Origin of the sequence: Vibrio sp. B172a (assembly GCF_030248355.1) — a bacterium.
Lineage (GTDB): Bacteria > Pseudomonadota > Gammaproteobacteria > Enterobacterales > Vibrionaceae > Vibrio > Vibrio owensii.
The window spans coordinates 389,572-414,690 of the sequence record NZ_JAHGAC010000008.1; the positions used below are offsets into that span (position 1 = coordinate 389,572).

Sequence of the window (25,119 nt, forward strand, 5' to 3'; positions counted from 1 at the left end):
GATTCTTCGAGCACTGTTCTTTTCATTACGCCCTTTGCGAGACTTTCTGAATCACAAACGCTTGGCACTGATTAAACTGCGCGAAAGCGTGTAACTCCTCTTCTAAGGCGACGAAAAACGCTTCTCTGTCTTTGAGCGAAGGCTCGGTGACTAGGTTAAGAACGTTCAGCGTTGAACTGGTTTTATCCACTTTGCAGTCGGCGCGAGCGACCAGTTTCCCATCCCACAATATTGGCAGACAAAAGTAACCGAACTGGCGTTTTGGCTCTGGAACATAACACTCTAACAAGTAATCAAAGTTGAAAATTGCGTTGGTGCGTTTTCGTTGGATAAGCAGGTTATCAAATGGGGAAAGGATTTTAGCCCGTTTGCGGTTGAGCCGTTTGTCGAGCAAGTTCAGCGCATCGCTACAGGCATAGTAAGCCGAATTGTTGATGCTAATGGCTTCTATCTCACCCAAATCGACCAATTCGGACAGAGCTTGTTGTACCTGCTTCTTAACTCCTTTCAGTAGGTAAACCATTTCAGGCAAAGTACCGAACCCATGAGATTTCAGATAATTGAGGACTAAGAATCGCGCGTGTTCTTACTCGGTTGGCATCGATGTATCAATGTTTTGAGGCAGAACATGTGAGGTTAGGTCGTACACTTTCTGGAAGCCGCGACGTTCGCTTATCATCAGATCGCCCTGCATGTATAAGTTCTCTAGGGCGCGTTTGGTTGGCTTGGTGTTCCAACCATCGGTCTTATGGTTGGCAGATTCGAAATCCTTTGCCATCAACGGGCCTTCTTGCTCAATTCTCTTCAAGATAGACGCCATCAAGTTGTGGTCTTTTTTGTACCAATGCTTTTGCTGATCGGATTTGATCGCCGCTTTGCGAGGCAAGCTATGACGGTATTGCGACATAGGTAAATACGCCGCTGCATGAGACCAATATTCGAAGACTTTCTTTTCTGCTACCAGTTGGTCTAGGTGCTCAAGTTGGTAGCTTGGGTTTCGGCTCCACAAAGTATGATGGTGGGCGCGCTGAACGACAGAAATCGTATCAATCTGCACATAGCCCAGTTGTTCAAAGACGGCTAAGGTCTTCGCTTTGGCGCTGCCTTTGTTGCTTGTTAACGGCAACCCTTGAGAGAGCAGAGCCAATTTCTGTGCTTGTGCAAGATTGAGTGATTTCATGTTGTTATTTGTCTTCCTTGTTACTTTCTCTATCGCCCGGGCTCTATTGCTCGGAAGGTTGCTCAGTGGCAAAGCCTCGCAGAACGTTGGTCAGTGTAATGGTTGCAAAGACCACAATCACCAATGACAGGTGCCACGCTTGGCTTAATCCGAGCTGCACCAATGCCATACTCACAATCGATGACACCACCATTTGGCCACCGCCCGACATCGCCGCAGCTGCCCCTGCTTGTTTCTTGTAGGGTTGCATTACCATGGCTTGAGCACAAGGTAGAGCGATAGCATTGCCCAAAATCATCAGCAGTTGGCCAAGCATCAAATACAGCGGCTCAACAGGACAGAAGAACAGCCACACTGCGGAACTTACATGCAGAATTGGCGTGACCAATAGCATCTTCTTCGTGCCGATGATTGGGCGCACACGGTTACAGATACTGGTGCCGCAAATCATGCCGAACGCCGGAATCAGTGCCCACATTGCGTATTGATCGGATGTCATGCCAATTTGGTTTTGCATGATAAAAGGCATTACCGAAACGGTTGTGATCATCAAGCTGAAGTTAAGCCAACCAATACTGGCAAAGCTCATAAAGTAACGAGAAGTCAGTAGGTCACGATATTGCAGCAGCATCTTTGTCGGTGATGGCAACGCAGAGGTTTGTGTGATGGTTTCTTGGAAGCGAAATACGATCACAGTCCAAGCCAACAATACGTAACCCAACAGCGAGATAAACACCATAGTCCAGCCGAAGTGGGCGTTAATGAAACCACCAATAACCGGAGCAACTAACGGTGTGATAGAAGCAGCCATCGCAATGTAGGACAAAGCGACAGGCAGCTCAGGACCATTGAAACGATCACGAGTAGATGCTCGGGCTAACACCGCGCAACAGCCAGTACCTAAACCTTGCAGAAAACGACCTGCTACCATGCCAGTGAAAGTGTGGCTTAGGAAGATGATCATCAATAGACCGAGCATGGCAATCAATAAGCCAGCTAACAGCACCTTCTTACGGCCTAACGCATCGGATACCGGGCCATAGATAAACTGAGACGGGCCAAAACCAAGTAAGTAAACACTGACCAACAGCTGAGCTTGGTCGAGGGAAATATCGAAATCTTTGGCGATCCAAGGCAAGGATGGGAACACCAAGCCCATACTGAGCTGACCAACACTGATGATGAGACACGCCAGCAAGATGGTTTTAAATTCAATCGGTCGACTCATGATTTTTCACCATCGCCACGGCGGCGCAGGCTTCCTTCCTCATCAAACTCATTCAATTTGGCTTTCACACGTTTGACCGTCGAGAGGCTGACTTCGCATTGTTCTGCGACGCTTTGTAGCGTATTGCCTTCCAGAAGCAAAGTTGCAATGTGTTGATGTTTCGCTTTGTCTGCTGGGCGACCTCGGAATTTCTGCTTCCACATCTGTGGGTCGTCTTTTAGCGCTTTTCGGCCTTGTTCTGCGGCGAACAAGCGATGTTGAGTTTGCACTTGCCCGTAGCCAGAAAGCAGCGAAAGCAGGGTTTGCGTTTGTACGGAACCGGGTTCAAAGGTCAGTGGTTCACAAACGGTTTTTAGGGTGACGCCTTTGTTAAGCAGAGTTTGAATCGTGGTTAGGGCTTGGCTGAAGTCTCGGCCAAAGGCGGTTAGCCACCAAAGTACAACGGTGTCACCGGTTTGCACGGTAGTTAAGAGTTGTTGAAAGGCTTGTCGCTCGGCAGGTGGTGTGCAGCCGCGTACCTTGTCTTCAAGGTGAATTGCTTCAGGAGCAAAGGCTTTCAAAGCGTTGAGCTGCTCAGGGTAAGCTCGGTTTTTTGGCGAGTGCCGCGTATAGAGAAAGGTAGCCATGGGTGCAATGCGTCTCTTGAGGTTGGTTCATATACTGTAATGGTCCATAAATATACAGAGGTTCATTAGTAACCACAACACCAAATGAACCATTGGCTCGAAATCTTAGAAGTAGAAGTAAAAGGTGAGAGGCAAGAGAAAGAAGAAATGAGGAAATAAAAAAGCCAACCGCTTGGGTTGGCTTCTCTGGGATTAGGTTTTGGTTGTGCTGCGCTCTATCAATTTGACTGGCACCATCATCTTCACCAAGCTGCTGTTTTTATTGTTGATTTGATCAACGATAATTTTCACACACTCACGCGCCAGGCGACGGAAGTCTTGGCGGAAAGTGGTCAGTTGGTAGCTCAACCATTCCGTTTGTGGAATGTTGTCGAAGCCGATGACTTTCAGATCTTGCGGGATACGAATACCACACTCAATACGCGCAATATCCATTACCGCCATTGCAAGGTTGTCGGTTGCACAGAACACGGCTTCTGGACGATTCTTATCGGCCAGCATAGCACGTACTTTATCCAGCGAACTTGCGTAGTCGTAGCTCGCTTCAATGATGCGCGGCGCCTTGCCCGTTAAGTCTTCAAACTCAGAGCTGAAGCCACTTTGACGCTCGTCGTTAGTAAAGGTTGGCACTTCACCCGTCAGGTAAACCGCGTTTTTCACCCCACTTTCGTGCAGCAATTGTGCCGCTTGTTGACCAGCTTCGTAGTTGTCACTGATAACGTAACTGCTCTTAGTGCCTTCTACGACGCGTGCGTACTGAACGATAGGGATATTGAACTCTTCACACTCTTCATACAGTGATTTGTTGAAGGTAGCGGAAGCGGCAATGACACCATCTACACGGTATTGGAAGATGTTCGGGATCGAGTGGTTGTCTTCATCATCCACTTGCCATGGAATCAACACCGCTGAGTAGCCTTGCTTCTGCAATTCACTTGAAATCAATTGAAGTGTTTTCATGTGGATAGGGTAGTCCGCATCTGGGAATACCAAACCGATCAACTTAGATTCGTTGGTGGTCAAGCTACGTGCAAAAGCATTTGGACGGTAGTTTAGGGCTTTCGCGGCTTCGAAGACCTTTTGCTTGGTCTTTTCAGATACTGAGCTGCCCGGAACAAACACACGCGATACAGTAGATTGAGAAACGCCAGCCAGTTTGGCAACGTCCTTCGATGTTACGGTTTGTTTTGCAGGATTCATGTGAGTTGATTCATAAGTCAGTTTAACTGTGACTAGGTTAACACAAATAGGTACGTAGTCATAAAGAGAAATAAGCAAGATTTAAGTAAATAAAGGGTTAGATTGTCTTTGGTGGCGCAATTTGGGTAGTACCCAAGTCACATTTCATGTTTTGCATACGAAAAAAGCCTTACCCAAAAAAGGTAAGGCTTGCTCTTATTTCCCATTTCCACTAAATCGAATAAGTTACGTAACCGGAATAACTTATCTCGTGGTTATCAGAAGTAGTAGCGAATACCTGCCGCGAATTGATCATCACGGTTTTCGAATTTGCTGCCATCGTACTGATCTTTACCTAGGTCGAACTGGTATTCAGTCCAAACTAGGAATTTGTTCTTCTGGAAGTGGTATTCAAGACCTGGAATCAGCAAGTTACGCTCGTAACCTTGTGTCTCGTCACCACGATCTTCCATGTAGTTGTAGTTCAACGTTGGGCGTAGGCCGTTGTCGAAGTGGTAGTAAGTGTAGATTTCGCCACCTAGGGTATCGAACATTACGTCCGTACCGCCTTGGCTCACTGCTTCCCAGTTTTCGCCAACGTGGAAAGTCGCACCCGCGTAGAAGCCACCGTTGCTGTAGTTCGCGCCCAATAGCATGATGCGCATGTTGTCGCCGTTTTCTACGCCAACCACGCTTGCGTCTAGATCCGCAACTTCATTTTGATGGTAAGCCGCACCCAGTGTTACGCCATCAACGGGTTTGTAAGTGATAGACGCACCCATGCCGTTTTTCAGTGAGGCTGTCGCATTGCTTGCTAGAGCAACATCTTCACGCGTGGTTTGGTAAGTAAAGCCGTAGCTCACTTTTTCATTAATTGAATTACGGTACGTAATTGAGTTTTCTGCACGACCTGCACCGGATGCGATACCCCAGTCAGCTAGGTTGTAAACACCTGAGCCACGAGTACCGAATACACGACCTAAATCGGTGTACCATGCTACGTCGTAGAAGGTAGACCACTGCTTAGTACCCGCAGCAATCTTGCCGTATTTTTCGTGATCAACACCTGCGTATAGCAAGCGGTCGTAAATGTTGTCGCCGTTCGCGCCAGAGTTGTAGCCCCATTCCGCGTGACCGAAACCAGTCCAGCCGTTATCCAGACCCATTTGGCCTTTCAAACCGAAACGTGAGCTGCCGCTGTTCCATTCGCCGTTGTCATCACCGCCACGGTCTTGGTAGCGAAGATCGAAACGGCCATCGATGGTTAGGCTGTCGCCAGCGTCATTAACAAAAGTGTGTGCAGCAAAGGCTGAGCTAGAAGTAAGCGCTGCTAAAATCACTGCAGAAAGGGTCGACTTTTTCATCATCAATCTCATTATTCAGGGCGCAGAAAGCCACCGTGCGTTCATGCCCGTTTTGAATAAGGGTTCTATCTTGAGGTTGTGCCCCATCCTTGAGGCACGAGTTGGGAGCATGTCGCCTGAACCGAGAGGGGATTCAGGCAACATAAAGGCGGGTTGACAATCCGCCCCTAGGACTTCTTATAGAGAAGGGTTTAGGATCTGTTGAGTACGCTCGAACACGTCTAGACCTTGCTGTTTTAGCCAGTAAGGAAGGTCGATCAGTACCCAGTTCTCAGATAGCTTGTCGCCGTCACGGTAGTAAACGTCAACCACTTGCATGTCTGCACGTACTTCACCACCTGTCATACCTAGGAAACCACCGATTGGCGTGTTAGATAGGTTTGGCCAGCCGAAGAAACAAGAGAAGTTACCTTCTGCGAAACGACATACGTGGCCGTTAAACTTCTTGTCTTTTAGGTTGTTACGGAACGGCAATTGGTGCTGCTGTTGGTAACGAGGAATTGTGTAAGACGCACCGATACCACATGGACCGTACCAGATCATGTCTTTAGACCAGCTCTTCTCAAGAACTTCTGGTGGGCAACCCATAGCGCCACTGTCGTTTAGTGCAGATAGGTCATCAACCATCTTGTTCACTAGTGCTAGTGTTGCTACGCCTTCTTCTGGTGCTGCGTCTTCGAACAGTAGACCGTCGTGGTTACGAGGACCAGGGTATACGAAGTGCTTACCTGTTGATGGTGGTAGTGGGTAACAACCCGCTTGGTCCATCGCGCCTAGAAGGTCTAGGAATAGGCCAGTCTTAGTGATCTTGCCGTTTTCAACACAGTTAAATTCTGCGTAACGGATGTTCATGATTTTGCCAGTTGGGCGCATGCCTAGGTATTCAGCGTCGAATAGACCCATGAAGTGACCCATGCTCATTACCCAGATTTCACCGGATGTTACTTCGTTCTCACCACCGATGAAGATGTCTTGACGACGCTGCATGCGAGTCATTGATTTCATCAAAGGAGCCCAGAAAACGTCAGCCGCTGCTTGAGCACCTTGTTGCTCACGGAATGGGTAAACACCACGCCATAGGTAATCTTCTGAAGTGTGTGCTTTTAGTACTTCTGCCACGTTCTCGTGAGTTGCGTTTTCCATTGCGCTGAAGTATTCACGTACAACGCGTTTCGCTTCTTGATATTTAGACATAATAAACTCTCTTATTTGCTGTCGAGTCGGCTTTGGGAACAGGACTCGAAATTAAGTTTTTTCATCCGGCCGGGGAGCCAGCCGGAGTTTTTGAAATTCAGTTACGCTTTTGCTGCTTCGGCTTTTTTGCTCTTATCGAACACGCCGCCTTTTAGTGTCTCTGGCAGTGATAGCCATAGAAGACCAGCAAGGATCCATACGATTGGTGAACCCCACATTGCGGTTTGTAGGTCGGTACGTTCTTGGATGAAGATAAGTACCATTGGTGCCCACATACCCAGGATACGACCGCCGTGGAATAGCGCCGCGCCGTAGCTACGTAAGTGTGCTGGGAACAGTTCTGAGAAGTAACCACCCCATACCGCTGAAGAAGACAGACCGAAGTTGTAAATCAGACCAAGTAGAGCCAGCATGTTTAGGCCGCCAATCACCATGTCGCCAGGTGCAACAAAGAAGATTGAAACCATGATGCCTGCAAGGATGAAGCCAAACGCGTTCACCTTACGACCGAATTTGTCAGCTACCCAACCCCAGAACCACGCACCAAACAGTGAACCAAATGCTGAGATAGAGAAGATGAGACCGATGGTTGCACCGTCGAACATACGTACATCACGTAGGTAAGTGGTTACGAAGCCACCAAAGAATTGGAAACCGTAGAAGTTAAGGCCAGCCAGTAATAGACACGTTAGTGTGATCTTACGGTAAGGCTTGCTTAGCATTTCGCCCCAAGAGCCTTTTTTCTCTGGTGCATTTGATTCTTCTGCTTTTGCTTGCTCTTCTTCACCGTAAGCGATCACTTTGCTGTCGCTAGGTAGTACAAAGATCATGACAACAGCTGCTGCCAATGGTGGGATACCACCTACAAGCATTAGGCTTTCCCATGGTGCATCAATGCTTGCAATAAATGCTGCATACGCACCCATTACCATCAGTGCTACAGAGAACATAGAAGACGCGAATGCCGTCAACTTACCACGTACCGTTGGCGTAAATAGGCCGATCATTAGGCTTACTGCCACGGTGAAGTAACCACCCAGTGACAAACCAATGATGAAACGCATTGCTGCCCATGTTGTGTAGTCGGTGAACATCATATTGATGATCGTTGCGCCACCGTTTAGGGCTGTGATGGTAATAAGAGTGGATTTCTTACCAAATTTTGTTGCGAACCAAGCACAGCTCAATGCACCGATAAGTGCACCAACCGACTGCCATGTATAGAACTGGGCAGTGTCTGACAGGCTAATACCATCATACGCTTCAACGATGTATGGGCGTACGTAGTCAATAATTACAAAGTTATAACAATAGAAAAAGTAACCAACCAGTATCGCTAGATAGGCAGCTACCCTTTGAATCATAGGAACTTCGCTCATGTGTCTTTTGGCATTCATGACCGATAAACCTCTATTTCACTTAGGATTTGTTGCTATTCAAACTTAATGAACACGATCTTATTTGGATCATCTTCGATTTCGTGTCGGGGTGAATCATAGTTTTTTTAAGGTTATTAGATCCGTGATCAAAATCAATTTTAAAATGAATGCGTACCCATTTTGTGGATTTTAGTGACAAGGATCTCACTAATCGGCGTTTTTGGCGATTTTGAATACATTTTCGCCTATATTGGTGATAATAATCACACTTACAGTGGGATTGTCGTTTAAAAATGCCTTTTTACAGTAATATCTGGGCATAATAATTAGCTACCCAGAATTAGGAAAACCTTAAAATGGTTACGTACTCAAGTTTTGTGGTGATTGCGTTATATGTAGCAATTACCATACTAATCAGCTATTTAGTGAATAAGCGCTACAGCAATGGTGGCGACTTTTCCACGGGTGGAAAGCAATTTGGCTGGTTTACGGCAGGTGTTTCGATACTTGCGACTTACATTAGTGCGATGACGTTTGTAGGGATGCCTGGTTGGGTTTATAGCTCTGGCATGGAAGCGATGAGTATTCACCTTAACTATCCCATCGTTATCTTTTTCACTGTCATTTTCTTTGTACCTGTCTTCTATAAGCTGGGTCTGACTTCGATTTATGAATACCTTGAGCACCGCTTTGGGGTGTATGCAAGAACCATCAACTCGATTGTGTTCATTGTGGTTCAATGTATCTCTGCGGGTGTGATTTTGTATGCCGTGGCGCTGATCTTAGTGCAAGTTCTGCCTATCAGTATTTCTGAAGCCATTATCTACATCAGTATTTTCACTGCTTGCTATACCTATGCGGGTGGGATTTCCACGGTTATCTGGACCGATATGTTGCAATCTGCAGTATTGGTTGCGGGCAGCATCGCTATCTTTGCCATTCTAATGACAGAGATTAATGCGGCAGATTACCTTTCTCGTGATCACCTGAATATCATCAATTTAGACTTTGATTTGGGCGTGGATACCACACTTTGGGCTGGCGTGGTTGCCGTGAGCTTTTTGCATTTGAGTGTGTACGGCACCAACCAATTGATCATCCAACGCACGTTAGCGACGAGATGTGAAAAGACGGCGCAGAAGTCGATGTTGTTGTGTGGTTACGGTGCGTTTTTCGTCTATTTGTTCTTCGCAGTACTCGGTGTTCTTTTGAGTGTTTTCTATCAAGATCAATCATTTGAAAACAGTAATGAAGTGATTTTGGATTTCGTCTTCAACCACACTAACCCAATTGTGGTTGGTTTGATCATTTCCGCATTGGCGGCGGCCGCAATGTCGACGCTGGACTCGACCTACAACTCGATGGCGACCGTCGCGACGTTTGATATCTACAAGCGTTTCGTTCGCAAGAGTGCTGATGATGAGCACTACGAAAAAGTCGCAAGAAAGATGAGTTTGCTTGCGGCGGCCATGGTGGTAGTGCCAGCTCTTCTGGCGGTATCGAATGAATCGGTACTCAAAACCATCGCCAGTCTGACTTCTATCTTCGTTGGTATCCGTTTGGGTTCATTCGTGCTTGGTTTATTCTGGGCGAAAGCCAATGAGAAAGGCGTGATCGTTGGCAGTATCATGAGTGTGATTGCGGTGTTTACTGCCATGTATCTCGACGTGGCTTGGCCGTGGTTCGCGCCAATTGGTACGTTTGTCTTCCTTTTGTTTGGTGTGTTAGTGAGTCGTCGTTGGGGCGCTGTGACTGCCGAGCAACAAATCTTTATCAATAATCAAAAACATCTTTTTGCAAAGCCAACCGCAAGCCATTACGGGCTATTGGTGTTCGCTGTGGCGACCATCGCCGCTTGTATGGTTCTCCCTGATTGGCTTTATGCTGCATTGTCGTAATAGGTAAGTTTATGCTGTCCATCTTTGATATTTACAAGATTGGTGTTGGCCCTTCTAGCTCTCACACCAACGGTCCAATGATCGCGGGTTACCATTTCACTCGTTTGATTGAATCGAACTTGGCTAAAGTGGTTCGTATTCAAGTCGATTTATACGGCTCACTCTCGTTAACGGGGATTGGTCACCATACAGACCGTGCAACGATTTTGGGTCTGTTGGGTAACAAACCAGATACCATCAAAATCGCTTCTGCGAATAAAGCGATGCGCAAGGCGATTGAAGAGGGCATGATGTCTGTCGATGGCCGTCATGAAATCGAATTCAACTACAAAACGGACATGTTGTTCCATGAAGAGAACCTTCCTCTGCATGAAAATGGCATGACGATTACTGCGTTAGATGCGCACGGCAATCAGGTTGGGTTTGAAACTTACTACTCTATCGGTGGTGGTTTCATCGCAACGGCGGATGAATTGCAAAATGGCAGTGCGACTGCACCCTTAGAAGTTGAGTTCCCATTCTCCAGCGCGGACGAAATGTTGGCACAGGCTGAGAAGAACGGCATGAGCCTTGGCGGCATGATTCTGAAAAACGAACAAGCGTTTCAGGATATGGAAGCCATTAATCAACGTGCAGAACAGATCTGGCGTGTGATGACGCGTTGCATGGAACGCGGTTTCGAGACAGAAGGTATCTTGGATGGCGGCTTGAACGTGACCCGCCGTGCGCCAAACTTGCTGAAGAAGCTTGAAGCAAATGCAGCAATCGAAAACGATCCAATGGAAATCATGGATTGGATTAACCTGTTTGCTTTTGCGGTGAGTGAAGAAAACGCGGCTGGTGGACAAGTCGTAACGTCGCCAACTAATGGTGCGGCGGGTGTGATTCCGGCGGTATTGATGTACTACCATCGCTTCATCAAAGAGCTTGATACTAAACAGCTTAAAGACTTCCTTGCTGTATCCGGTGCGATTGGCATCTTGTACAAAACCAATGCGTCTATCTCGGGTGCCGAAGTGGGTTGTCAGGGCGAAGTTGGCGTGTCTTCTTCCATGGCGGCAGCTGGCTTGACCGCGCTGCGTGGCGGTAGCAATGAGCAAATTTGTATTGCGGCCGAGATCGCCATGGAGCACTCACTAGGCATGACTTGTGACCCAATCGGTGGCTTAGTGCAAGTACCGTGTATTGAGCGTAATGCGATGGGTGCAATGAAAGCGATCAATGCTTCTCGCATGGCATTAAAGCGTAACAGTAAATGTTTGATCTCGTTGGATAAGGTGATTGAAACCATGTATCAAACGGGCAAAGACATGAACAAGAAATACCGCGAGACGTCACTGGGTGGATTGGCTTTGATCCACCTAGCACCGCCTTGCGAATAAGCACAAAAAAAGCCAGTCAGAAACCTTCTGGCTGGCTTGCTACTCAAAGCGAGTGGCAGGGGGATTATGCCCCACAACCCCACCTTACTGCTCGATACTACTGAGCCCCCGATATCGAACAAGCAAGATGAGACTGTGTTGAATGGGCAAGGAGTTAAAACTTCTTATGCTGTCGCGGCCTTTGCTTGTTTTGCTTTGTCGCGCATCCCCAATATGACGGTCAGAACAAACGCGGTTGCGAACGCGATAACCATGCCGACAATGTAGTAACCAATCTTATCTGGTGCAATAGAAATAATGCCGGGCAGACCTGCAGCTCCTAGTGCTTGCGCTTTAACGTTAAATAGCGTGATGAATGCACTCGCGACCGCTGAACCGATGATCGCAGCGATAAATGGGTAGCGTAGCTTCAAGTTCACACCAAACATTGCTGGTTCAGTGATCCCTAGTAGACCAGTCACGCCCGATGGCACCGCGATGCCTTTCATCTTGGTATCTTTCGTTGTAAAACCAACCGCCAGTGCTGCGGCACCTTGTGCAACGTTCGACATTGCTGCGATAGGGAAAATGAATGTACCGCCAGTGGTTGCGATATCAGCCAATAGTTGGGTTTCAATTGCGATAAAGCTGTGATGCATGCCAGTGATAACGAACGGTGCGTAGATGAAGCCAAACAGCGCACCACCCACAAAACCGGCTGAATCGTAAAGCCAGTTCAGGCCATCACCCAGCATAAAGCCAAGGTCACGCGTAAACGGGCCAACCAAAGTAAACGTTACGAAACCCGTAATGAAGATCGCCAGCATTGGTGTGAGCAAGTTATCCAATACAGATGGAATGACTTTACGTAAACCAAGTTCAACCTTAGCCAAAATGAATGCAGAAACCAGAACTGGCAGCACCGAGCCTTGGTAGCCAACCTTTTGGATTTCCAAACCCATGATGTTCCAAGTCGGTACCGTGCCGGATACCGAGGCGCTACCAAAACCCCAGCCGTTAAGCAGATCGGGGTGAACCATTAACATACCCAGTGCTGCGCCCAAAAATGGGTTACCGCCAAACTTCTTCGAAGCTGAGAACGCCAATAAAACAGGAAGGTAGACAAATGGTGCGTTCGCGAAGGTGTTGATCATGTTGGCTAAATCGGTCAGCCCTGGGTAGGCATCAATGATCGATTTCCCCTCAATGAATAGGCCCTGCGCCGTTAAGACATTGAACAGACCCATCAACAAACCACCTGCAACGATCGCTGGAATGATCGGGACGAAAATATCCGACAGTCCTTTAACTGCGCGTTGAATTAGGTTTTGTTTATCCGCTCCGGCAGAAGCAACATCGTTGGTCGACATCTCAGCCAAGCCAGTTTGTTTCGCCATCTCTGCGTAAACTTGGTTTACGATGCCAGAGCCGAAAATGATTTGGTATTGACCCGCAACTTTGAATTGGCCTTTTACGCCATCAAGGTTGCCGATCGCTTCTTCGTTGACCTTTTCTTCGTCTTTTAGCGCTAAACGTAAACGTGTTGCGCAGTGAGCAAGGGCTTGAATGTTTTCTTTACCGCCTAAATGCTCAAGTAGTTGTTTTGCTATGACTGGATAGTTCATTGCACACCCCGATTGGTATTACTTGTCTTTAATTGAAATAAATATTGTTTTGGTTATTTTTGGGAACGTTTGCAAAGCGGATTTTTGATGATTAATGGCAATGGGTCAAAAGATAAGGCCAAATTATGTGAGAATGATCGTTATATTGGGTGACAATGATCCGCTTAACGAGGGTAAAATCACGTTAATCCTTCATGGGAAGTGGCAGATTTCTGCAAACAATCCCAATAATCAACAATGACAAAGATGGAATAGGGACAATATGGCGAGTTTGCACGATGTGGCGCGTTTGGCTGGCGTATCCAAATCTACAGTATCCCGAGTGATCAATAATGAATACGGGGTAAAAGAAGCGACGAAAATCAAGGTGCGCAAAGCGGTGGAAGAGTGTGGCTATGTCGTCAACCAAGTCGCCAAAGACCTAAAATCGCAAAAGACCAATTTGATTGGTGTGATTGTGCCTCGTGTTTCATCCCATGCGATTTCTCAGGGTGTGGACGGTTTAACCGCGATCATTGAGCAAGCAGGCAAACACGTCCTGTTAGCGAATACTCACCAAGTGTACGAAAAAGAAATCGAGTACATTCAGATCTTCAACCAGAAGCGTGTAGAGGGCATTATCCTTTATGCTACGCACTTTGATGCCGCGCTGAACAAGGCCATTCAACAGTCCAATGTTCCTGTCGTATTGGTAGGGCAAGATGGTTCACTGCATAACGTACCAAGCGTAGTGCACGATGATGTTCGAGTTGGCTTTGAAGCTGGTAATCGCTTAGTCGCCGCGGGTTGCAAGCAGATTGGTTTTATTGGTGTGCAAGGTGAAGACATCGCTGTTGATGTGCAGCGCTCGCAAGGGTTAAAGCAATCTTTGGACTTTCATCAGCAAGATTTGTTGTTCCATGCGCGCGGTGATTTCTCGATTGAATCTGGCTATCAGCAAGCGAAAGAACAGATGGAAGCGTATCCTCATTTGGACGGACTTTTCTGTGCCACCGACCGTATTGCCGTAGGCGCGGTTAAAGCACTTCGTGAAATGGATGTAAAAGTGGGAGAGCAAGTTCGCGTACTCGGTGTGGGTAACGATGAACTGGCAAGCATTAGCATTCCAAGCTTATCTACCTTTAACTATGCGTTTGATAAAGCAGGCGAAAACGCAGCCAAAATGTTGATTGAACGAATCGAAGGTCGAGGAAAAGAGATGAGTAAAGTTGTGCTTACTTTCCAAAACATTGAGCGTGAAAGTTGCTAAGTTGAGGATACTTTAGAGAACGTTCCCGAAAAGCTGCTGAAATTGAACGTAAAGCCGATGTGGAGAAGACGCATCGGCTTTATTTTTGGGTTTCTTTCGAAGCGCGACAGGCGAGCGTTTAGGCTTATCGCAGCAAGAAATAAGGCGTATTTACGTAAGCATGCCCTGCGGAAATCGCGTAAGGCAATACCACCTTGCCAACAGAAACCGCCGTGTTGACGAGTGGTTGAACGTTGATGTTCGCGTTCATCAGCGTTGGGCGAACATTGGGGGCGAGGCGATAATGACCTGGTGTAGACACGCAACCAGAAAGTGTTGACGTGAATAGCAGTGCGATGATGATTGATTTGATGGCTTTCATAATGGTTACTCTCAATATTTTTATTTTGGCTCTGGTTTTGGTTTTCTGTATGAGCCTTGCTTGAGACGAAGATTGCCTGAGCGTGCACAGTACGGCCATCAATGCTGAACAAGTCACAGTTAAGAAGACTAAAAGTAACGATAGGCGTTACTAAGTATGAGTAATTGCGATAAAAGTCATTAAACCTGATGCTTTAGTCATTCCTTTTGAGACTTAAACAAGTAAAACGATAAGTTAGAAGCTCTCGATGGGGTAGGAGAGCGAAGTGGTGATTCAGAGCCGCTCTGAATTGTTATCAGAAATCGAATGTTATACAAATAAATCGAGTTAGCTTAGATACTCATATTATTGAGGTTTATTATAAAGGAAAAATAAATTACCAAGTTTGATTTATTGCATCTAAAATAAAAATAACTATTGAGAGTTGGATTAAATTACTTTTTAATAGTCTCAGATTCAATATCTAATAAATCATAACTGCGTGCGAATTTTACATATCAAGTAGTACGTTTTAGAGTAATTATAGAAGGAGAGTAATATGAAGAAGTTTGTATTGGCTGTACTGATTATGCTCATCGCGCCTTTGTCTATTGCGAGTAGTGAACGCAATATGCCTGATTCTTCAAGGTATGAGGCGTGCCTGATTGATGGCAAGGTTGTCATGATGCAACCCAATATGTGTTATGCCATGGGTGGTCGCCGAGGCGGTTAATCAGCAAAACTCTGTTTTACGAAAAGTCGCGTAAGCGGCTTTTTTATTATCTATGGAATAACCGAAATAAAATAGAAATGAAAAGTTAACTAAAAATATTTTCTTTGCTTCTTTCTAGAAAATATATTTTCGTTCAATTAAGTGTAATTAAGTAAATATTGAATTGTATTTACGAATGAAAACGTAAATTCTTGTAATATATACCCAAGTAACCTCTCGCTAATGACAAGGTTTTGAATCTTTCACATTGAAGTCACTTGGGTATAAAAAAAGCCAGAATGAAACCGCCCATTCTGGCTTGGAGCCAAACGAAGGTGCTCAAAACACAATCTGGAGGCAGATTGCTTACATGGAACGTACGGTTAGTGGTCGGCGGCGACCAATCTTAGTTAGGGCGAGCTGCCATAAACTCAAATCTCGTGAGCGAAAGGCGCCAGCACAGCTGAGTAAGTAGTATTTCCACATACGGTAGAAATCTTCACTGTAATCGCCTTTGATCTGATTCCAAGAGTGTTGGAAGTTAGAGAACCAGCACATCAAGGTTTTGTCGTAGTCTTCACCGAAGTTGTGCACATCTTCGATGTTGAATCGGTCTTCCATCGCCTCTGCGAGGTTCTTCATCGATGGAATAACGCCATTTGGGAAGATGTATTTCGAGATCCACGGGTCCGATGCGGTAGTGCTGTGGTGTGAACCAATGGTGTGTAGCAAGAACACGCCATCGTCTTTCATGAAGCGCTCTGCGCACTCGAAGTATTCTGCGTAGTTCTTCGGTCCCACGTGTTCGATCATACCAATCGACACTAGGCGATCGTATTGCACGGTGGGCTTGAACTCGCGGTAGTCCTTCAAAATGAAGTTCGCGACTACGCCGTTTTCTATTGCCAGTTTGCTGCCGAGCTTCTTCTGCTCTTTGGATAGAGTCAGACCATCACAAATTACGCCATACTTCTTCGCTGCGTAAATCATAAAGCTGCCCCAACCACAGCCAATATCGAGGATACGCATCCCCGGTTGTAGATCGAGCTTGCGACAAATCAAATCCATCTTGTGCTCTTGCGCCTCATCCAGTGTCGAAGCTCGATTCCAGTATCCGCAGGTGTAAGTCATGCGTGAATCGAGCATCTTTTGGTAAAGCTTATTGCCGATGTCGTAATGGTGCGGTACATCGAATTTACAACGCTCAATGCTTTGTGGGTTAACCCAGCTTTTCAATTTTAACTTCGCAGCGGAAGAGGCGAACTTGAGCTTTTCAGCCAGTCCTAGTTTGCCTTCAATATCGTTTAAAAGTACGCGCTCAAAGAACTGATCCAAGCGGCTGCAATCCCACATCTTGGACATGTACGCTTCCCCTAAACCCAAGGAGCCTGACTGCATCACAAGCTCATACACTTTTGGGTTAAACACTTGGATATCCCACGGTTTAGAACCATTGATGGTGATACCTGCTGGGGCTAACGCCTCTTTAAACATCTCTTCTAGTTTGTTCATACTATGCCTATTTCACGTGCATGTTCGCTACGTATTCATCTTCTGCCCAATACATACGTTCGGCGACTTTGGCTTCCGGATTTAGGCTAACGCCATCTAAGACGCGCTCTCTAAAACGCAAGTAGCCGCCTTTATCGATCAGATGTCCCATGTGAAGGTAAATCGGCTTACCGCCCAACATCTCTTTTTCAAATTCGAACAGATTGTCGATGACAGGGTGTAGGACGTCTTCCGTTACCCAATTGAGGAACATCTTGCCAACGCGAGGGGTCTTCTTCGAAGTTCGACCGCCCAGTTTGACCATATAGAATTGTTTTGGATCTCGACGCCAAGCCAGTGTCGGACAAGCAAGCACACATTCGCCGCAGCCAATGCATTTGCTTTCTTCCTTCACCGCTTTACCGTCTTTGAGTGACAAGCAATCTACTGCGTGGTGCGCACAAGCTTTGACGCAAGCACCACAACCAATACAGCGATGACTTTCGAAATTAATCTTGGCGATACCTAAGATGCCGAAATCTGCCATATTGGCTTTGGCACAATCGTTCGGACAGCCTGCCATGACCATTTTTAAATGGTATTTACTTGGGTAAACGTGACGCTCCATTCGCTGTGCCAAGCCAGTGGTATCGGTATTAGCCTTCTGGCAGATTCGACTGCCCTGACACGCGACGATATTACGCCCACCAATCGACTGATAACCTGCTTGAGTGTCTTCGACATCAATGCCGCACGTATCGACGGTGATGTCTTTGATGAAAGGCTCCAGCGCTTTGTTGACCTCTGGAATATCTTCATAGCGAATGCCGGGCATCGCCAGTTTTTGCCGCGTGGTGAGGTGAATGACACCATTGCCCCATTTCTCGGCGATCTCTTGTGCAGCGCCAAGCAGGTAAGCAGGCATAATGCCACCCGGAATGCGCACGCTGATCATGCACTCGCCGCGAACTTTCGATAGGCGGTAATCGCCATTGGCGCGCATTTTGATGATATCTACGTCCATCGTCATAGTGATTCCCTCCTAATCGATCATGGTTCTGGCGTGGTCATAACGGAAAACCGGACCATCCAAGCACACGTATTTGTCACCAATTCGGCAGTGACCGCATTTACCAACTGAGCAAGCCATTCTGCGTTCGTAGTCGACCCAAATCTGATCTTCTTGAATGCCTCTGGATAAGAAATCCTGCACGACGAACTTAATCATGATCGGTGGACCCACTACGATGACGCGGATGTTTTCCTTGTCTGAGAGGTCAAGCTTGCTGATGTGCTCGGTGACCAGGCCGCTCTCATAGAAGTGTTCGTCGCCACCGTCATCCAAGGTGGTGATGACGTGATTGGAGTAAGACCAATTCTGCAAGTCGTTTTTGTACAACACGGCATCCTGGTTTTTGAATCCGAGGATCAAAGACATCTTCTTCACATCACTTGGGTTGTTGTGAAAGTAGTTAATCAGCCCTTTAACCGGAGCAACGCCAGTGCCGCCCGCGACCACAATGAGGTGTTTATCTTGGTATGCTTCCATCGGGTAGCCGTTGCCCATTGCGCCGCGCATCATCACGCGATCACTGGCGTTTAATTGGAACAGCTCGCTAGTTACCTTGCCGACATTACGTATCAGCAAGTCGACGTAACCTAAGCCGTAATCAGAGACAGAAATAGGTGCTTCACCCACAAGGGATAAACCTACTTCGACAAATTGTCCGTAGTGCACCGGAAAGTCGCATGCAACGCGAAAGTTCCATTCCAGTTCGGTGTGCTTTTCGATATGAATAATCGGGTAGCTTTGCGGCAGCATTTTGTTTTCACAATCGCACATTAGAGCGCCTCCTCTACAATCGATGTCATCTTGTTGATGATGTTGCTAAATGAGATGTAGTGAGGGCATCGGTCGTCGCAGCGTCCGCATCCAACACACATATGGTGTTCACCTTGGCGAGACTTAAAGTCGTTGACCTTATGCAAGGCGCGATAACGTAAGCGCTCTCCGGTTTTATGGCGGAAGCTGTGACCGCCTGCCATATCCGAGAAGTCATCAATCATGCAACTGGCGTGTTGGCGGTGACGCTCACCCACTTTGGCTTCTTGGTTGTAAACCACATCAAACACGTTGAAGCAGGCACAAGTCGGGCATGAAGAAGTGCAGCGACCGCAGCCAATGCAGCGTGAATCGTATTCTGACCACACCGGGTGGCTGAGTAACACTTCACGTACTTTCGTTGGGTCATCGCAAACCGAATCTGGCGTGCGGACTTTGACCGGATTGGACTTGACGAAGCTGACACTGTGCTCAACGTCTTTGCCTTGTGAAAAGTAGGGCGTTAGCTCTGGATCTTTAATAGTGACAATTGCGCCGTGGTCACTAAATTGCACTGAAGCGGCGAAGTTGTCGGTTTTGTTGGTGCCCATAGAAACACAAAAGCAGTTTTCGAAACTTTCGCTGCACTCAATCAGTACGAGTTTGAGTTTCTGGCGCAGACGTTTGTAGTAGAAGTCTTTGTGGCCGCCGTTTTCTAAAAACATGTAATCAAGGCTTTTGAGCGCATTGATGTCACAAGCTCTGAGAAACAGAAACACGGGGCGCGCATCGACACTGGATTCTCGTAACTCGTCGGCGTTAAACCAAAATAGGGTTTCGGTAATTGGGAAGACGATCTCTTTGGGTGAGAAATGACTTTTCTCTTTCCACTCCAGTTGGTCGTAACGTTCGATTTCTTGGTAATCCAAATTTGGGGTATGGGCAAAACGACCTGCGTATTCTTCATAGACGGGCGCCATCACCTTATAGCTCTGACGTAACGCCTCGATCGTCGAACCCATTTGCTGAGTAGTTAAAAACTTAGGCATTGTTCTATCTCGTTATTTTCAAAAACTAATGAATCGTGCGTTCTAAACAGGGCTCGGCGGTGGACTCAAACCATTCCAGTGACTGCGAAAGGGAAATCACGTCTCCGACCACTATGATTGCTGGCAGTGGTGGTTTTTGTGTTTTGCAGGTTTCATACAGTCCGGCTAAGGTAGTGACGATCTTGTTTTGATTTTCTCGTGTCCCATTGCTGACGATGGCGCAAGGTGTATCTGGCGCGAGACCGTGAGCAATGAGGTTGTCTGCGATCGCTTCTGCTTTGTGTAGCCCCATGTAGAAAATTAGGGTGTGGTCGATGGCGGCAAGTGCGCTCCAATTCGGTTCGCTAGCATCATTACAGTTTCGTCCCGTTACCAAGGTTACACCCCTCGAAACTTGTCTATGAGTGACCGGTATCCCCGCGTAAGCGCAGCATCCTAGAGCCGCAGTTACACCCGGTACAACCTCATAGTTGATACCTTGCTGTGTTAAATAGGTCGCTTCCTCACCGCCTCGACCAAATACAAACGGGTCGCCCGCTTTTAAGCGACATACCGTAAGACCTGTGATTGCGTAGCCCTTCATCATTTCGTTGATTTCTGCCTGAGTTTGCGAACACTTACCGTAGTGTTTACCCACGCAGATCTTTAGGGTTTTTCGTGGGATGACGTCCAAGACTTCTTCCGAAACCAGATGGTCATAAAGCACGACATCAACGCGATTAAGCAGACGAAATGCTTTAATGGTAAGCAGCGACGCATCGCCTGTGCCTGCTCCAACCAAATAAACCTGACCATAAGATGGATTGGATGCCTTCATGAGAAAATACCCCAAATCATTACAACGAATAGGATGGCGGCAATAACCCAATAAAGAACTTGATGGACGTTATCGCTGACCCAACCTAGCTCTTCTAACATCTCGCTAGTCAGGTCTAAATTTATCTGCTCTACGTAATCGTCCAGCTCTTTCATTTTCAATTGGCTTCGTGCAATCCCCTGATGCATTTAAGGTTATTGATGAGAGCCGTTAAGTTAAATCAAAGAAAAATAAACACCTGTTCAGAACTGATTAACGAGAGGGTCTTTGGGGGAAGAACTTGAGTCGGTTAAAAGACGGGAAAGAGGGAAGGGGAGTGTCAGCTTTTTTGATTTAACTGACTGTAATAAATATAAAAAAAGCCAGAGCGATATCTGCTCTGGCTTTGTCGTTTTTCGTAAGAATTGCGCTATGCTGCTTTGAGATGGCAGACGCGATTCTTGCCCAATCTTTTTGCTTGATAAAGTGCTTTGTCAGCTTGCTCCACTACATGGTGATAGCTGGTTTCTAATGGCGTAAACCCAACACTTGCCGTAAATCGCACATCGCCACAACCCAATGTGAGATGGCTTCTTTGCAGCGCGGTTAGGAAGTTATCAAGCTGATGTTTGGCATCAAACTCGTCATTGGCTTGGAACACGATGGCAAACTCTTCACCACCATAACGCGCTAAACAAATCCCTTTTGGTTTAGGGAAGCAATCGCGCATCACTTCAGCTGTTTTTTGGATGACTAAATCACCGACTGGGTGGCCGAATTTATCGTTGATGTATTTGAAGTTATCAATATCGACCATCGCAATAAAACGGTTCTCTGAATGAAGCTCTCTCGACACTTTTGCTGCTAAGCACGCTTTGTTTTCGAGTTGCGTCATTGGATCTTGATGGCGCAAGCGGTCATGCAATTTGAGGTTTGCCAACGCCACTTGGGCGTAGTTCTGAATCAAGCTCAGCACGCATTTGTAGGTTGGGAATCGGCAACTGACGTAAGTCACGCCAAGTAGCTCTCGTCCATCAAACAATGGAATGCAGTAGTGGTTACTGTTGATCTTGAGCTTTTTCGTCAGCTCGTCGCCGTACTTCTTCGTTCTGTACGTTAAAGCGCTATGAGAAAAACGCGCCGCGAGTTCCGCGTCAGTTAACACCAGCTTTTTATTGCCGTGATAATCGAGGGTGTAAAAGCTGTAATTCAAGCTGTCATATAAACAGAACTGTATGCCTCTGTGGTAGCAAAAACGATCCAAGACATGCTTGAGTTGGGTTTTGAACTCACCAACGCTCTCCGTGCCATTTAGGCGGGCTAAAGACAAATGCAGTTGGTAAGTGAGGTAGTTGATTCCGATGGCCAGCGCTAATAGAGAGGCTATGACACCGGCCGTTAGCGTGAACGGATAACTGCTGTTAAGGATATCGGCACGGTCTGTACCTGCGACAAACACCCAGTTTAAGCCGTTGTCTGCATCGAAGACTGAAATCTTAAAGTTATCTTGGTAATAGTATTCGTGTTTACCGAACAGTAAGCCCGATGCAACTTTATCGCTGATACCGCCATGATAACTCACTGAATAGTCACCGATGCGGCTTGGATCTGGATGGAATACCAAGCGTTCTGTATCTCTGTCTACGACAAACACATAACCTTTATTCAATGTTTTCAGACCACGCAATTGCTGAGTGGTATGAAGAAGATCGAACTCAAGCCAAAGTTGGTATTTTAGGTTTGGATTGACGTGTTTGATGGCGAATACCCAGCGTTGCTGAGGGTTTTGGTACAGCGAAGAGATAGAGAATTTATCGCTCACAGTATCGAGCTTATGCCATTGAATCGCGCTGGTGTCTGCTTGTTTAATTTGACCAGATAGGCCATAAGCGACGCTGTTGTTGGATGTGGTATAGAGGATATTGGAGTATTGCGGGGAATAGTCGATGATGCCTTGGCTTAGTTCACGGAAGTCAGGATCATTGAGGTCTTGTTTGCTTGCTTTTAATGCGGTCTCTAGAAGATAGAATTTGCTGAAAGCCGCTTCGATTTGGGAGTGGATCAACCGCTCGGCGGTGATGATATTGGTCTGTGATTGCCGATAGACCATCGACTCGGAATCGACTAACTGAGCATAAGCCAGATAGACCATGAAACCTGCGAGTAATAGCAGGTAAGGCCGCAGAATGCGGATTAAGAATTTAGGTAAAGCCATATGCCAAATAACGTTGTATATATTATAAATGTGATTTGGCTAGCAATATTAGATTAGTTTCACTTGTGCATCAATGCGTATGGTGTGCTATTTGAGCTGATTGCTGTTTATGTATCCGAAACGTTGATAAAACAAACCCAGCGCATGGCTGGGCTTGTCAGTTCTTGTAGGAATAAGCTTCGCTTGTGTCAGGTAAGGTTCTTACTCTGGTTGATAATGCAGAATCGCCATCGACGTAGGAGACAGCAACACTTCGCCTTCCGCATGACCAGGATTTAGATTACGCACATTGGTATCACACACTGTCACCCACTCTTGACCACGCTCATTTGGTAGCTTAAATCGCGCAGGTGCGTTGGTTTGGTTGATCAGGTAAACCAACTCTTGTCCTTCCTTGCCGATGCCTAAATGCAGTGCTACAGAGCTTAAACGGTTCCAATCGTCGTGCTCCATCAAGCTGCCATCAATACGACGCCAGAAGATACGGTTGTTATTGCGATTCTCACCACTGAACGCTCGAATGAATGGCACCATATACTGATTGCGATTGGCGACCATTTGTGACATCCACACTTTGAAGTGCTGTTTGCGTTCTGTGCTCGACCAATCTAGCCAGCTGGTTTCATTATCCTGACAGTAAGCATTGTTGTTACCGCCTTGCGTGTGCGACAACACATCCGCAGTTAGGATATGAGGAATACCAAAGGCAAACAGCAAGCTCGCCATTAAGTTGCGCTTTTGTTTTTCACGCGTGGCGATGATCATCAAGTTTTCGGTTTCACCTTCCACGCCATAGTTTTCAGAGCGGTTATCGCCATGGCCGTCGCGGTTTTCTTCACCGTTTGCCTCGTTGTGCTTCTGCTTGTAAGACACCAAATCTTGCAGGGTGAAACCATCGTGATACGTGATGTAGTTAACCGTGAGTTTGTAAGGCCAGTTTGCTGCGCTGTAGATATCACGAGAGCCCATCAAACGAGTCGCAAATTCTTTTAGATAGCCTTGGTCACCACGCCAGAAGCTGCGGGAGATATCGCGCAGTTTATCGTTACATTCGTTCCAACCAAATGGGAAGTTGCCCACTTGGTAACCGTTAGGACCGATATCCCAAGGTTCGGCGATCAATTTGGTTTCGCGAAGAATAGGGTCTTGCGCGACGGCTTTAAAGAACGCTGCTTCTGGATTGTAATCGTCGCCTTGACGACCGAGTGTTGCTGCCAAGTCAAAACGGAAGCCATCGACTTTAAATTCGCTCACCCAGTATCGCAGCGTATCCATAACGAGATTCAGGGCTGGCTGGTAAGTTAAGTCGACTGTGTTGCCACAACCAGTAAAGTTCGCGAAGTTCTGACCATGTTTGATGTAGAAACGTGAATCGAGTGCTTTTAGGTTGAAGATCGTTGAGCCTTCACCACCTTCTGCCGTGTGGTTATACACCACATCGAGGATCACTTCGATGCCGTGTTTATGCAGCTCGCGGATGGTGGTTTTGAGCTCGGTTACCGCGTCTTTTTCCGCATAGCGAGGGTCCGGCACCATGAACAAGTATGGGTTGTAACCCCAGTAGTTCACTTTATCCATCTTAAGCAAATGCGGTTCATGCATACACGCTGCGACAGGTAGCAATTGCAACGTGTTGATGTTTTGCTGTTTGTAGAACGCCAACATTTCAGGTGAAGACAAACCTAAATAACGGCCTTTTGTATCGCTTGGAACTTCAGGGTTCTGCTGAGTGAGCCCTTTAACATGAGTTTCAAACAACACCATCTCTTCCCGTGGTATGCGAGGATGATCGGTGTCTTGCCAATCAAAGTTGTCTTCTATGACGACACACTTTGGCATATCGAAGCTTTTTGCAGGAGAAAATGGAGGCTGGTAGTGAAGGGCTTTATCAATCGACTTTGCATAGGGATCGGAGATCAGCAAAGGTTCGTCTTTATGCGTCACTACATAGCCATACTTTTGCCCCGGTTTTATGTCAGGGATAAAAGTATGGCGAATGCCTGCATATTCGCCTGGTAAGTCGTGCAGCTTGTAGCTACCGTCTTCCGCAAATAGCGCAAGTTGAATGTCTTTACTACTCGGAGCATGAATAGAGAAGTTACAACCTTCTTTATTTACGGTTGCGCCGAGTGGGTATGGGCGAGAGTGAAGTTGTGTCATCAGCGAATCTTTTTTTAATTTTATTGCTACCTTTAAGAAACTATAAGTAAAAAACTTTGTCTTACTAAGGTCAACCACCTTATATCGAAAATTATCACTGTAATTAAATTACTTTCTACGACCTATTTTTGACAAAAATATGAAATGGCTATCACTTTGTAGCGGCCATAAACTGAAGAAACTTACTAATTCCTCCCTAGATTGGTGATCTAACTCGAAAAAACACCATTCGGTATATTTTCTCATCCCTT

General features: G+C 46.6%; 20 protein-coding genes and 1 pseudogene. 4 read left to right on the forward strand and 17 right to left on the reverse strand.

All coding sequences use genetic code 11. The features are described 5' to 3' along the window. Positions 1 to 25: 25 nt before the first annotated feature. The 7 genes and pseudogenes from KIT90_RS11610 to KIT90_RS11640 all read right to left on the reverse strand — a co-directional run bounded on the left by KIT90_RS11610 (position 26) and on the right by KIT90_RS11640 (position 8,168). Positions 26 to 1,180, reverse strand: a pseudogene (locus KIT90_RS11610) (winged helix-turn-helix domain-containing protein). A gap of 43 nt (positions 1,181 to 1,223) precedes the next feature. After that, positions 1,224 to 2,408 (reverse strand): multidrug effflux MFS transporter, encoded by a 1,185-nt coding sequence (locus KIT90_RS11615; RefSeq protein ID WP_285376764.1) that lies wholly within the window; start codon positions 2,406 to 2,408, stop codon positions 1,224 to 1,226. After that, positions 2,405 to 3,034 carry a recombinase family protein gene (locus KIT90_RS11620; RefSeq protein WP_054822377.1) on the reverse strand — a complete coding sequence of 210 codons (630 nt, stop codon included), beginning with the start codon at positions 3,032 to 3,034 and terminating at the stop codon, positions 2,405 to 2,407. The genes KIT90_RS11615 and KIT90_RS11620 overlap by 4 nt, the downstream gene beginning before the upstream one ends. A 192-nt stretch (positions 3,035 to 3,226) precedes the next feature. Continuing rightward, positions 3,227 to 4,234 (reverse strand): LacI family DNA-binding transcriptional regulator, encoded by a 1,008-nt coding sequence (locus KIT90_RS11625; RefSeq protein WP_285376766.1) that lies wholly within the window; start codon positions 4,232 to 4,234, stop codon positions 3,227 to 3,229. A 257-nt stretch (positions 4,235 to 4,491) separates the two neighbouring features. After that, on the reverse strand, positions 4,492 to 5,577 hold the full coding sequence (locus KIT90_RS11630; RefSeq protein WP_017634480.1) for a porin: 1,086 nt from the start codon (positions 5,575 to 5,577) through the stop codon (positions 4,492 to 4,494). Positions 5,578 to 5,754: 177 nt separating this feature from the next. Beyond that, positions 5,755 to 6,771: a nuclear transport factor 2 family protein gene (locus KIT90_RS11635; protein ID WP_005374772.1), complete on the reverse strand. Its 1,017-nt coding sequence runs from the start codon at positions 6,769 to 6,771 to the stop codon at positions 5,755 to 5,757. Positions 6,772 to 6,872: 101 nt separating this feature from the next. Further along, positions 6,873 to 8,168 (reverse strand): MFS transporter, encoded by a 1,296-nt coding sequence (locus KIT90_RS11640; RefSeq protein WP_020195592.1) that lies wholly within the window; start codon positions 8,166 to 8,168, stop codon positions 6,873 to 6,875. A 338-nt stretch (positions 8,169 to 8,506) separates the two neighbouring features. On the opposite strand from KIT90_RS11640, the gene KIT90_RS11645 reads away from it, so the two are divergent. Together KIT90_RS11645 and KIT90_RS11650 are read left to right on the forward strand one after the other, a co-directional pair. Further along, positions 8,507 to 10,048, forward strand: coding sequence for a sodium:solute symporter (locus tag KIT90_RS11645; protein WP_039840591.1), 1,542 nt, complete (start codon positions 8,507 to 8,509; stop codon positions 10,046 to 10,048). Between the two features lie 11 nt (positions 10,049 to 10,059). Further along, positions 10,060 to 11,430 (forward strand): L-serine ammonia-lyase, encoded by a 1,371-nt coding sequence (locus tag KIT90_RS11650; protein WP_285376768.1) that lies wholly within the window; start codon positions 10,060 to 10,062, stop codon positions 11,428 to 11,430. A 164-nt stretch (positions 11,431 to 11,594) separates the two neighbouring features. Here KIT90_RS11650 and KIT90_RS11655 read toward each other — a convergent pair whose 3' ends face one another. Then, the gene (locus KIT90_RS11655) at positions 11,595 to 13,034 is read right to left on the reverse strand and encodes a sucrose-specific PTS transporter subunit IIBC (RefSeq protein WP_285376769.1); all 1,440 of its coding nucleotides are present in this window, start codon (positions 13,032 to 13,034) and stop codon (positions 11,595 to 11,597) included. Positions 13,035 to 13,296: 262 nt separating this feature from the next. Between KIT90_RS11655 and KIT90_RS11660 the strand changes: the two genes are divergently transcribed. Beyond that, entirely contained in the window at positions 13,297 to 14,283 is a 987-nt protein-coding gene (locus KIT90_RS11660) for a LacI family DNA-binding transcriptional regulator (RefSeq protein WP_285376771.1), read from the forward strand. A 124-nt stretch (positions 14,284 to 14,407) separates the two neighbouring features. Here KIT90_RS11660 and KIT90_RS11665 read toward each other — a convergent pair whose 3' ends face one another. Next, on the reverse strand, positions 14,408 to 14,644 hold the full coding sequence (locus KIT90_RS11665; protein ID WP_005449600.1) for a hypothetical protein: 237 nt from the start codon (positions 14,642 to 14,644) through the stop codon (positions 14,408 to 14,410). Positions 14,645 to 15,182: 538 nt separating this feature from the next. Here KIT90_RS11665 and KIT90_RS11670 point away from each other — a divergent pair. Further along, positions 15,183 to 15,356 carry a hypothetical protein gene (locus KIT90_RS11670; protein WP_009706544.1) on the forward strand — a complete coding sequence of 58 codons (174 nt, stop codon included), beginning with the start codon at positions 15,183 to 15,185 and terminating at the stop codon, positions 15,354 to 15,356. 345 nt (positions 15,357 to 15,701) lie between these two features. Here KIT90_RS11670 and cfa read toward each other — a convergent pair whose 3' ends face one another. The 8 genes from cfa to glgX form a co-directional block, all read right to left on the reverse strand. Further along, complete coding sequence (gene cfa / locus KIT90_RS11675) at positions 15,702 to 16,847, reverse strand: cyclopropane fatty acyl phospholipid synthase (protein ID WP_005429204.1); 1,146 nt, start codon at positions 16,845 to 16,847, stop codon at positions 15,702 to 15,704. A 7-nt stretch (positions 16,848 to 16,854) separates the two neighbouring features. Then, a complete protein-coding gene (asrC, locus tag KIT90_RS11680; RefSeq protein ID WP_005429205.1) occupies positions 16,855 to 17,856 on the reverse strand; it encodes a sulfite reductase subunit C in 1,002 nt (333 codons plus the stop codon). A 12-nt stretch (positions 17,857 to 17,868) separates the two neighbouring features. Beyond that, complete coding sequence (asrB, locus tag KIT90_RS11685; RefSeq protein ID WP_285376772.1) at positions 17,869 to 18,669, reverse strand: anaerobic sulfite reductase subunit AsrB; 801 nt, start codon at positions 18,667 to 18,669, stop codon at positions 17,869 to 17,871. Further along, a complete protein-coding gene (gene asrA, locus KIT90_RS11690) occupies positions 18,669 to 19,697 on the reverse strand; it encodes an anaerobic sulfite reductase subunit AsrA (protein WP_285376774.1) in 1,029 nt (342 codons plus the stop codon). Before asrA ends, asrB begins: the two co-directional genes overlap by 1 nt. 25 nt (positions 19,698 to 19,722) lie before the next feature. Next, positions 19,723 to 20,514, reverse strand: coding sequence for a uroporphyrinogen-III C-methyltransferase (gene cobA / locus KIT90_RS11695; protein WP_285376775.1), 792 nt, complete (start codon positions 20,512 to 20,514; stop codon positions 19,723 to 19,725). After that, positions 20,511 to 20,669 (reverse strand): hypothetical protein, encoded by a 159-nt coding sequence (locus tag KIT90_RS11700; RefSeq protein ID WP_167391664.1) that lies wholly within the window; start codon positions 20,667 to 20,669, stop codon positions 20,511 to 20,513. Before KIT90_RS11700 ends, cobA begins: the two co-directional genes overlap by 4 nt. A gap of 254 nt (positions 20,670 to 20,923) precedes the next feature. Next, a complete protein-coding gene (locus KIT90_RS11705) occupies positions 20,924 to 22,645 on the reverse strand; it encodes a diguanylate cyclase domain-containing protein (RefSeq protein WP_285376939.1) in 1,722 nt (573 codons plus the stop codon). Between the two features lie 264 nt (positions 22,646 to 22,909). After that, positions 22,910 to 24,868, reverse strand: coding sequence for a glycogen debranching protein GlgX (glgX, locus tag KIT90_RS11710; RefSeq protein WP_009706536.1), 1,959 nt, complete (start codon positions 24,866 to 24,868; stop codon positions 22,910 to 22,912). Positions 24,869 to 25,119: the final 251 nt, after the last annotated feature.

What these genes read in the sequence shown, in the direction of transcription:
- KIT90_RS11615 (WP_285376764.1), bottom strand. Translation starts at nt 2,408, where the DNA reads ATGAGTCGACCGATTGAATTTAAAACCATCTTGCTGGCGTGTCTCATC.
- KIT90_RS11620 (WP_054822377.1), bottom strand. Translation starts at nt 3,034, where the DNA reads ATGGCTACCTTTCTCTATACGCGGCACTCGCCAAAAAACCGAGCTTAC.
- KIT90_RS11625 (WP_285376766.1), bottom strand. Translation starts at nt 4,234, where the DNA reads ATGAATCCTGCAAAACAAACCGTAACATCGAAGGACGTTGCCAAACTG.
- KIT90_RS11630 (WP_017634480.1), bottom strand. Translation starts at nt 5,577, where the DNA reads ATGAAAAAGTCGACCCTTTCTGCAGTGATTTTAGCAGCGCTTACTTCT.
- KIT90_RS11635 (WP_005374772.1), bottom strand. Translation starts at nt 6,771, where the DNA reads ATGTCTAAATATCAAGAAGCGAAACGCGTTGTACGTGAATACTTCAGC.
- KIT90_RS11640 (WP_020195592.1), bottom strand. Translation starts at nt 8,168, where the DNA reads ATGAATGCCAAAAGACACATGAGCGAAGTTCCTATGATTCAAAGGGTA.
- KIT90_RS11645 (WP_039840591.1), top strand. Translation starts at nt 8,507, where the DNA reads ATGGTTACGTACTCAAGTTTTGTGGTGATTGCGTTATATGTAGCAATT.
- KIT90_RS11650 (WP_285376768.1), top strand. Translation starts at nt 10,060, where the DNA reads ATGCTGTCCATCTTTGATATTTACAAGATTGGTGTTGGCCCTTCTAGC.
- KIT90_RS11655 (WP_285376769.1), bottom strand. Translation starts at nt 13,034, where the DNA reads ATGAACTATCCAGTCATAGCAAAACAACTACTTGAGCATTTAGGCGGT.
- KIT90_RS11660 (WP_285376771.1), top strand. Translation starts at nt 13,297, where the DNA reads ATGGCGAGTTTGCACGATGTGGCGCGTTTGGCTGGCGTATCCAAATCT.
- KIT90_RS11665 (WP_005449600.1), bottom strand. Translation starts at nt 14,644, where the DNA reads ATGAAAGCCATCAAATCAATCATCATCGCACTGCTATTCACGTCAACA.
- KIT90_RS11670 (WP_009706544.1), top strand. Translation starts at nt 15,183, where the DNA reads ATGAAGAAGTTTGTATTGGCTGTACTGATTATGCTCATCGCGCCTTTG.
- cfa (WP_005429204.1), bottom strand. Translation starts at nt 16,847, where the DNA reads ATGAACAAACTAGAAGAGATGTTTAAAGAGGCGTTAGCCCCAGCAGGT.
- asrC (WP_005429205.1), bottom strand. Translation starts at nt 17,856, where the DNA reads ATGACGATGGACGTAGATATCATCAAAATGCGCGCCAATGGCGATTAC.
- asrB (WP_285376772.1), bottom strand. Translation starts at nt 18,669, where the DNA reads ATGTGCGATTGTGAAAACAAAATGCTGCCGCAAAGCTACCCGATTATT.
- asrA (WP_285376774.1), bottom strand. Translation starts at nt 19,697, where the DNA reads ATGCCTAAGTTTTTAACTACTCAGCAAATGGGTTCGACGATCGAGGCG.
- cobA (WP_285376775.1), bottom strand. Translation starts at nt 20,514, where the DNA reads ATGAAGGCATCCAATCCATCTTATGGTCAGGTTTATTTGGTTGGAGCA.
- KIT90_RS11700 (WP_167391664.1), bottom strand. Translation starts at nt 20,669, where the DNA reads ATGAAAGAGCTGGACGATTACGTAGAGCAGATAAATTTAGACCTGACT.
- KIT90_RS11705 (WP_285376939.1), bottom strand. Translation starts at nt 22,645, where the DNA reads ATGGTCTATCTGGCTTATGCTCAGTTAGTCGATTCCGAGTCGATGGTC.
- glgX (WP_009706536.1), bottom strand. Translation starts at nt 24,868, where the DNA reads ATGACACAACTTCACTCTCGCCCATACCCACTCGGCGCAACCGTAAAT.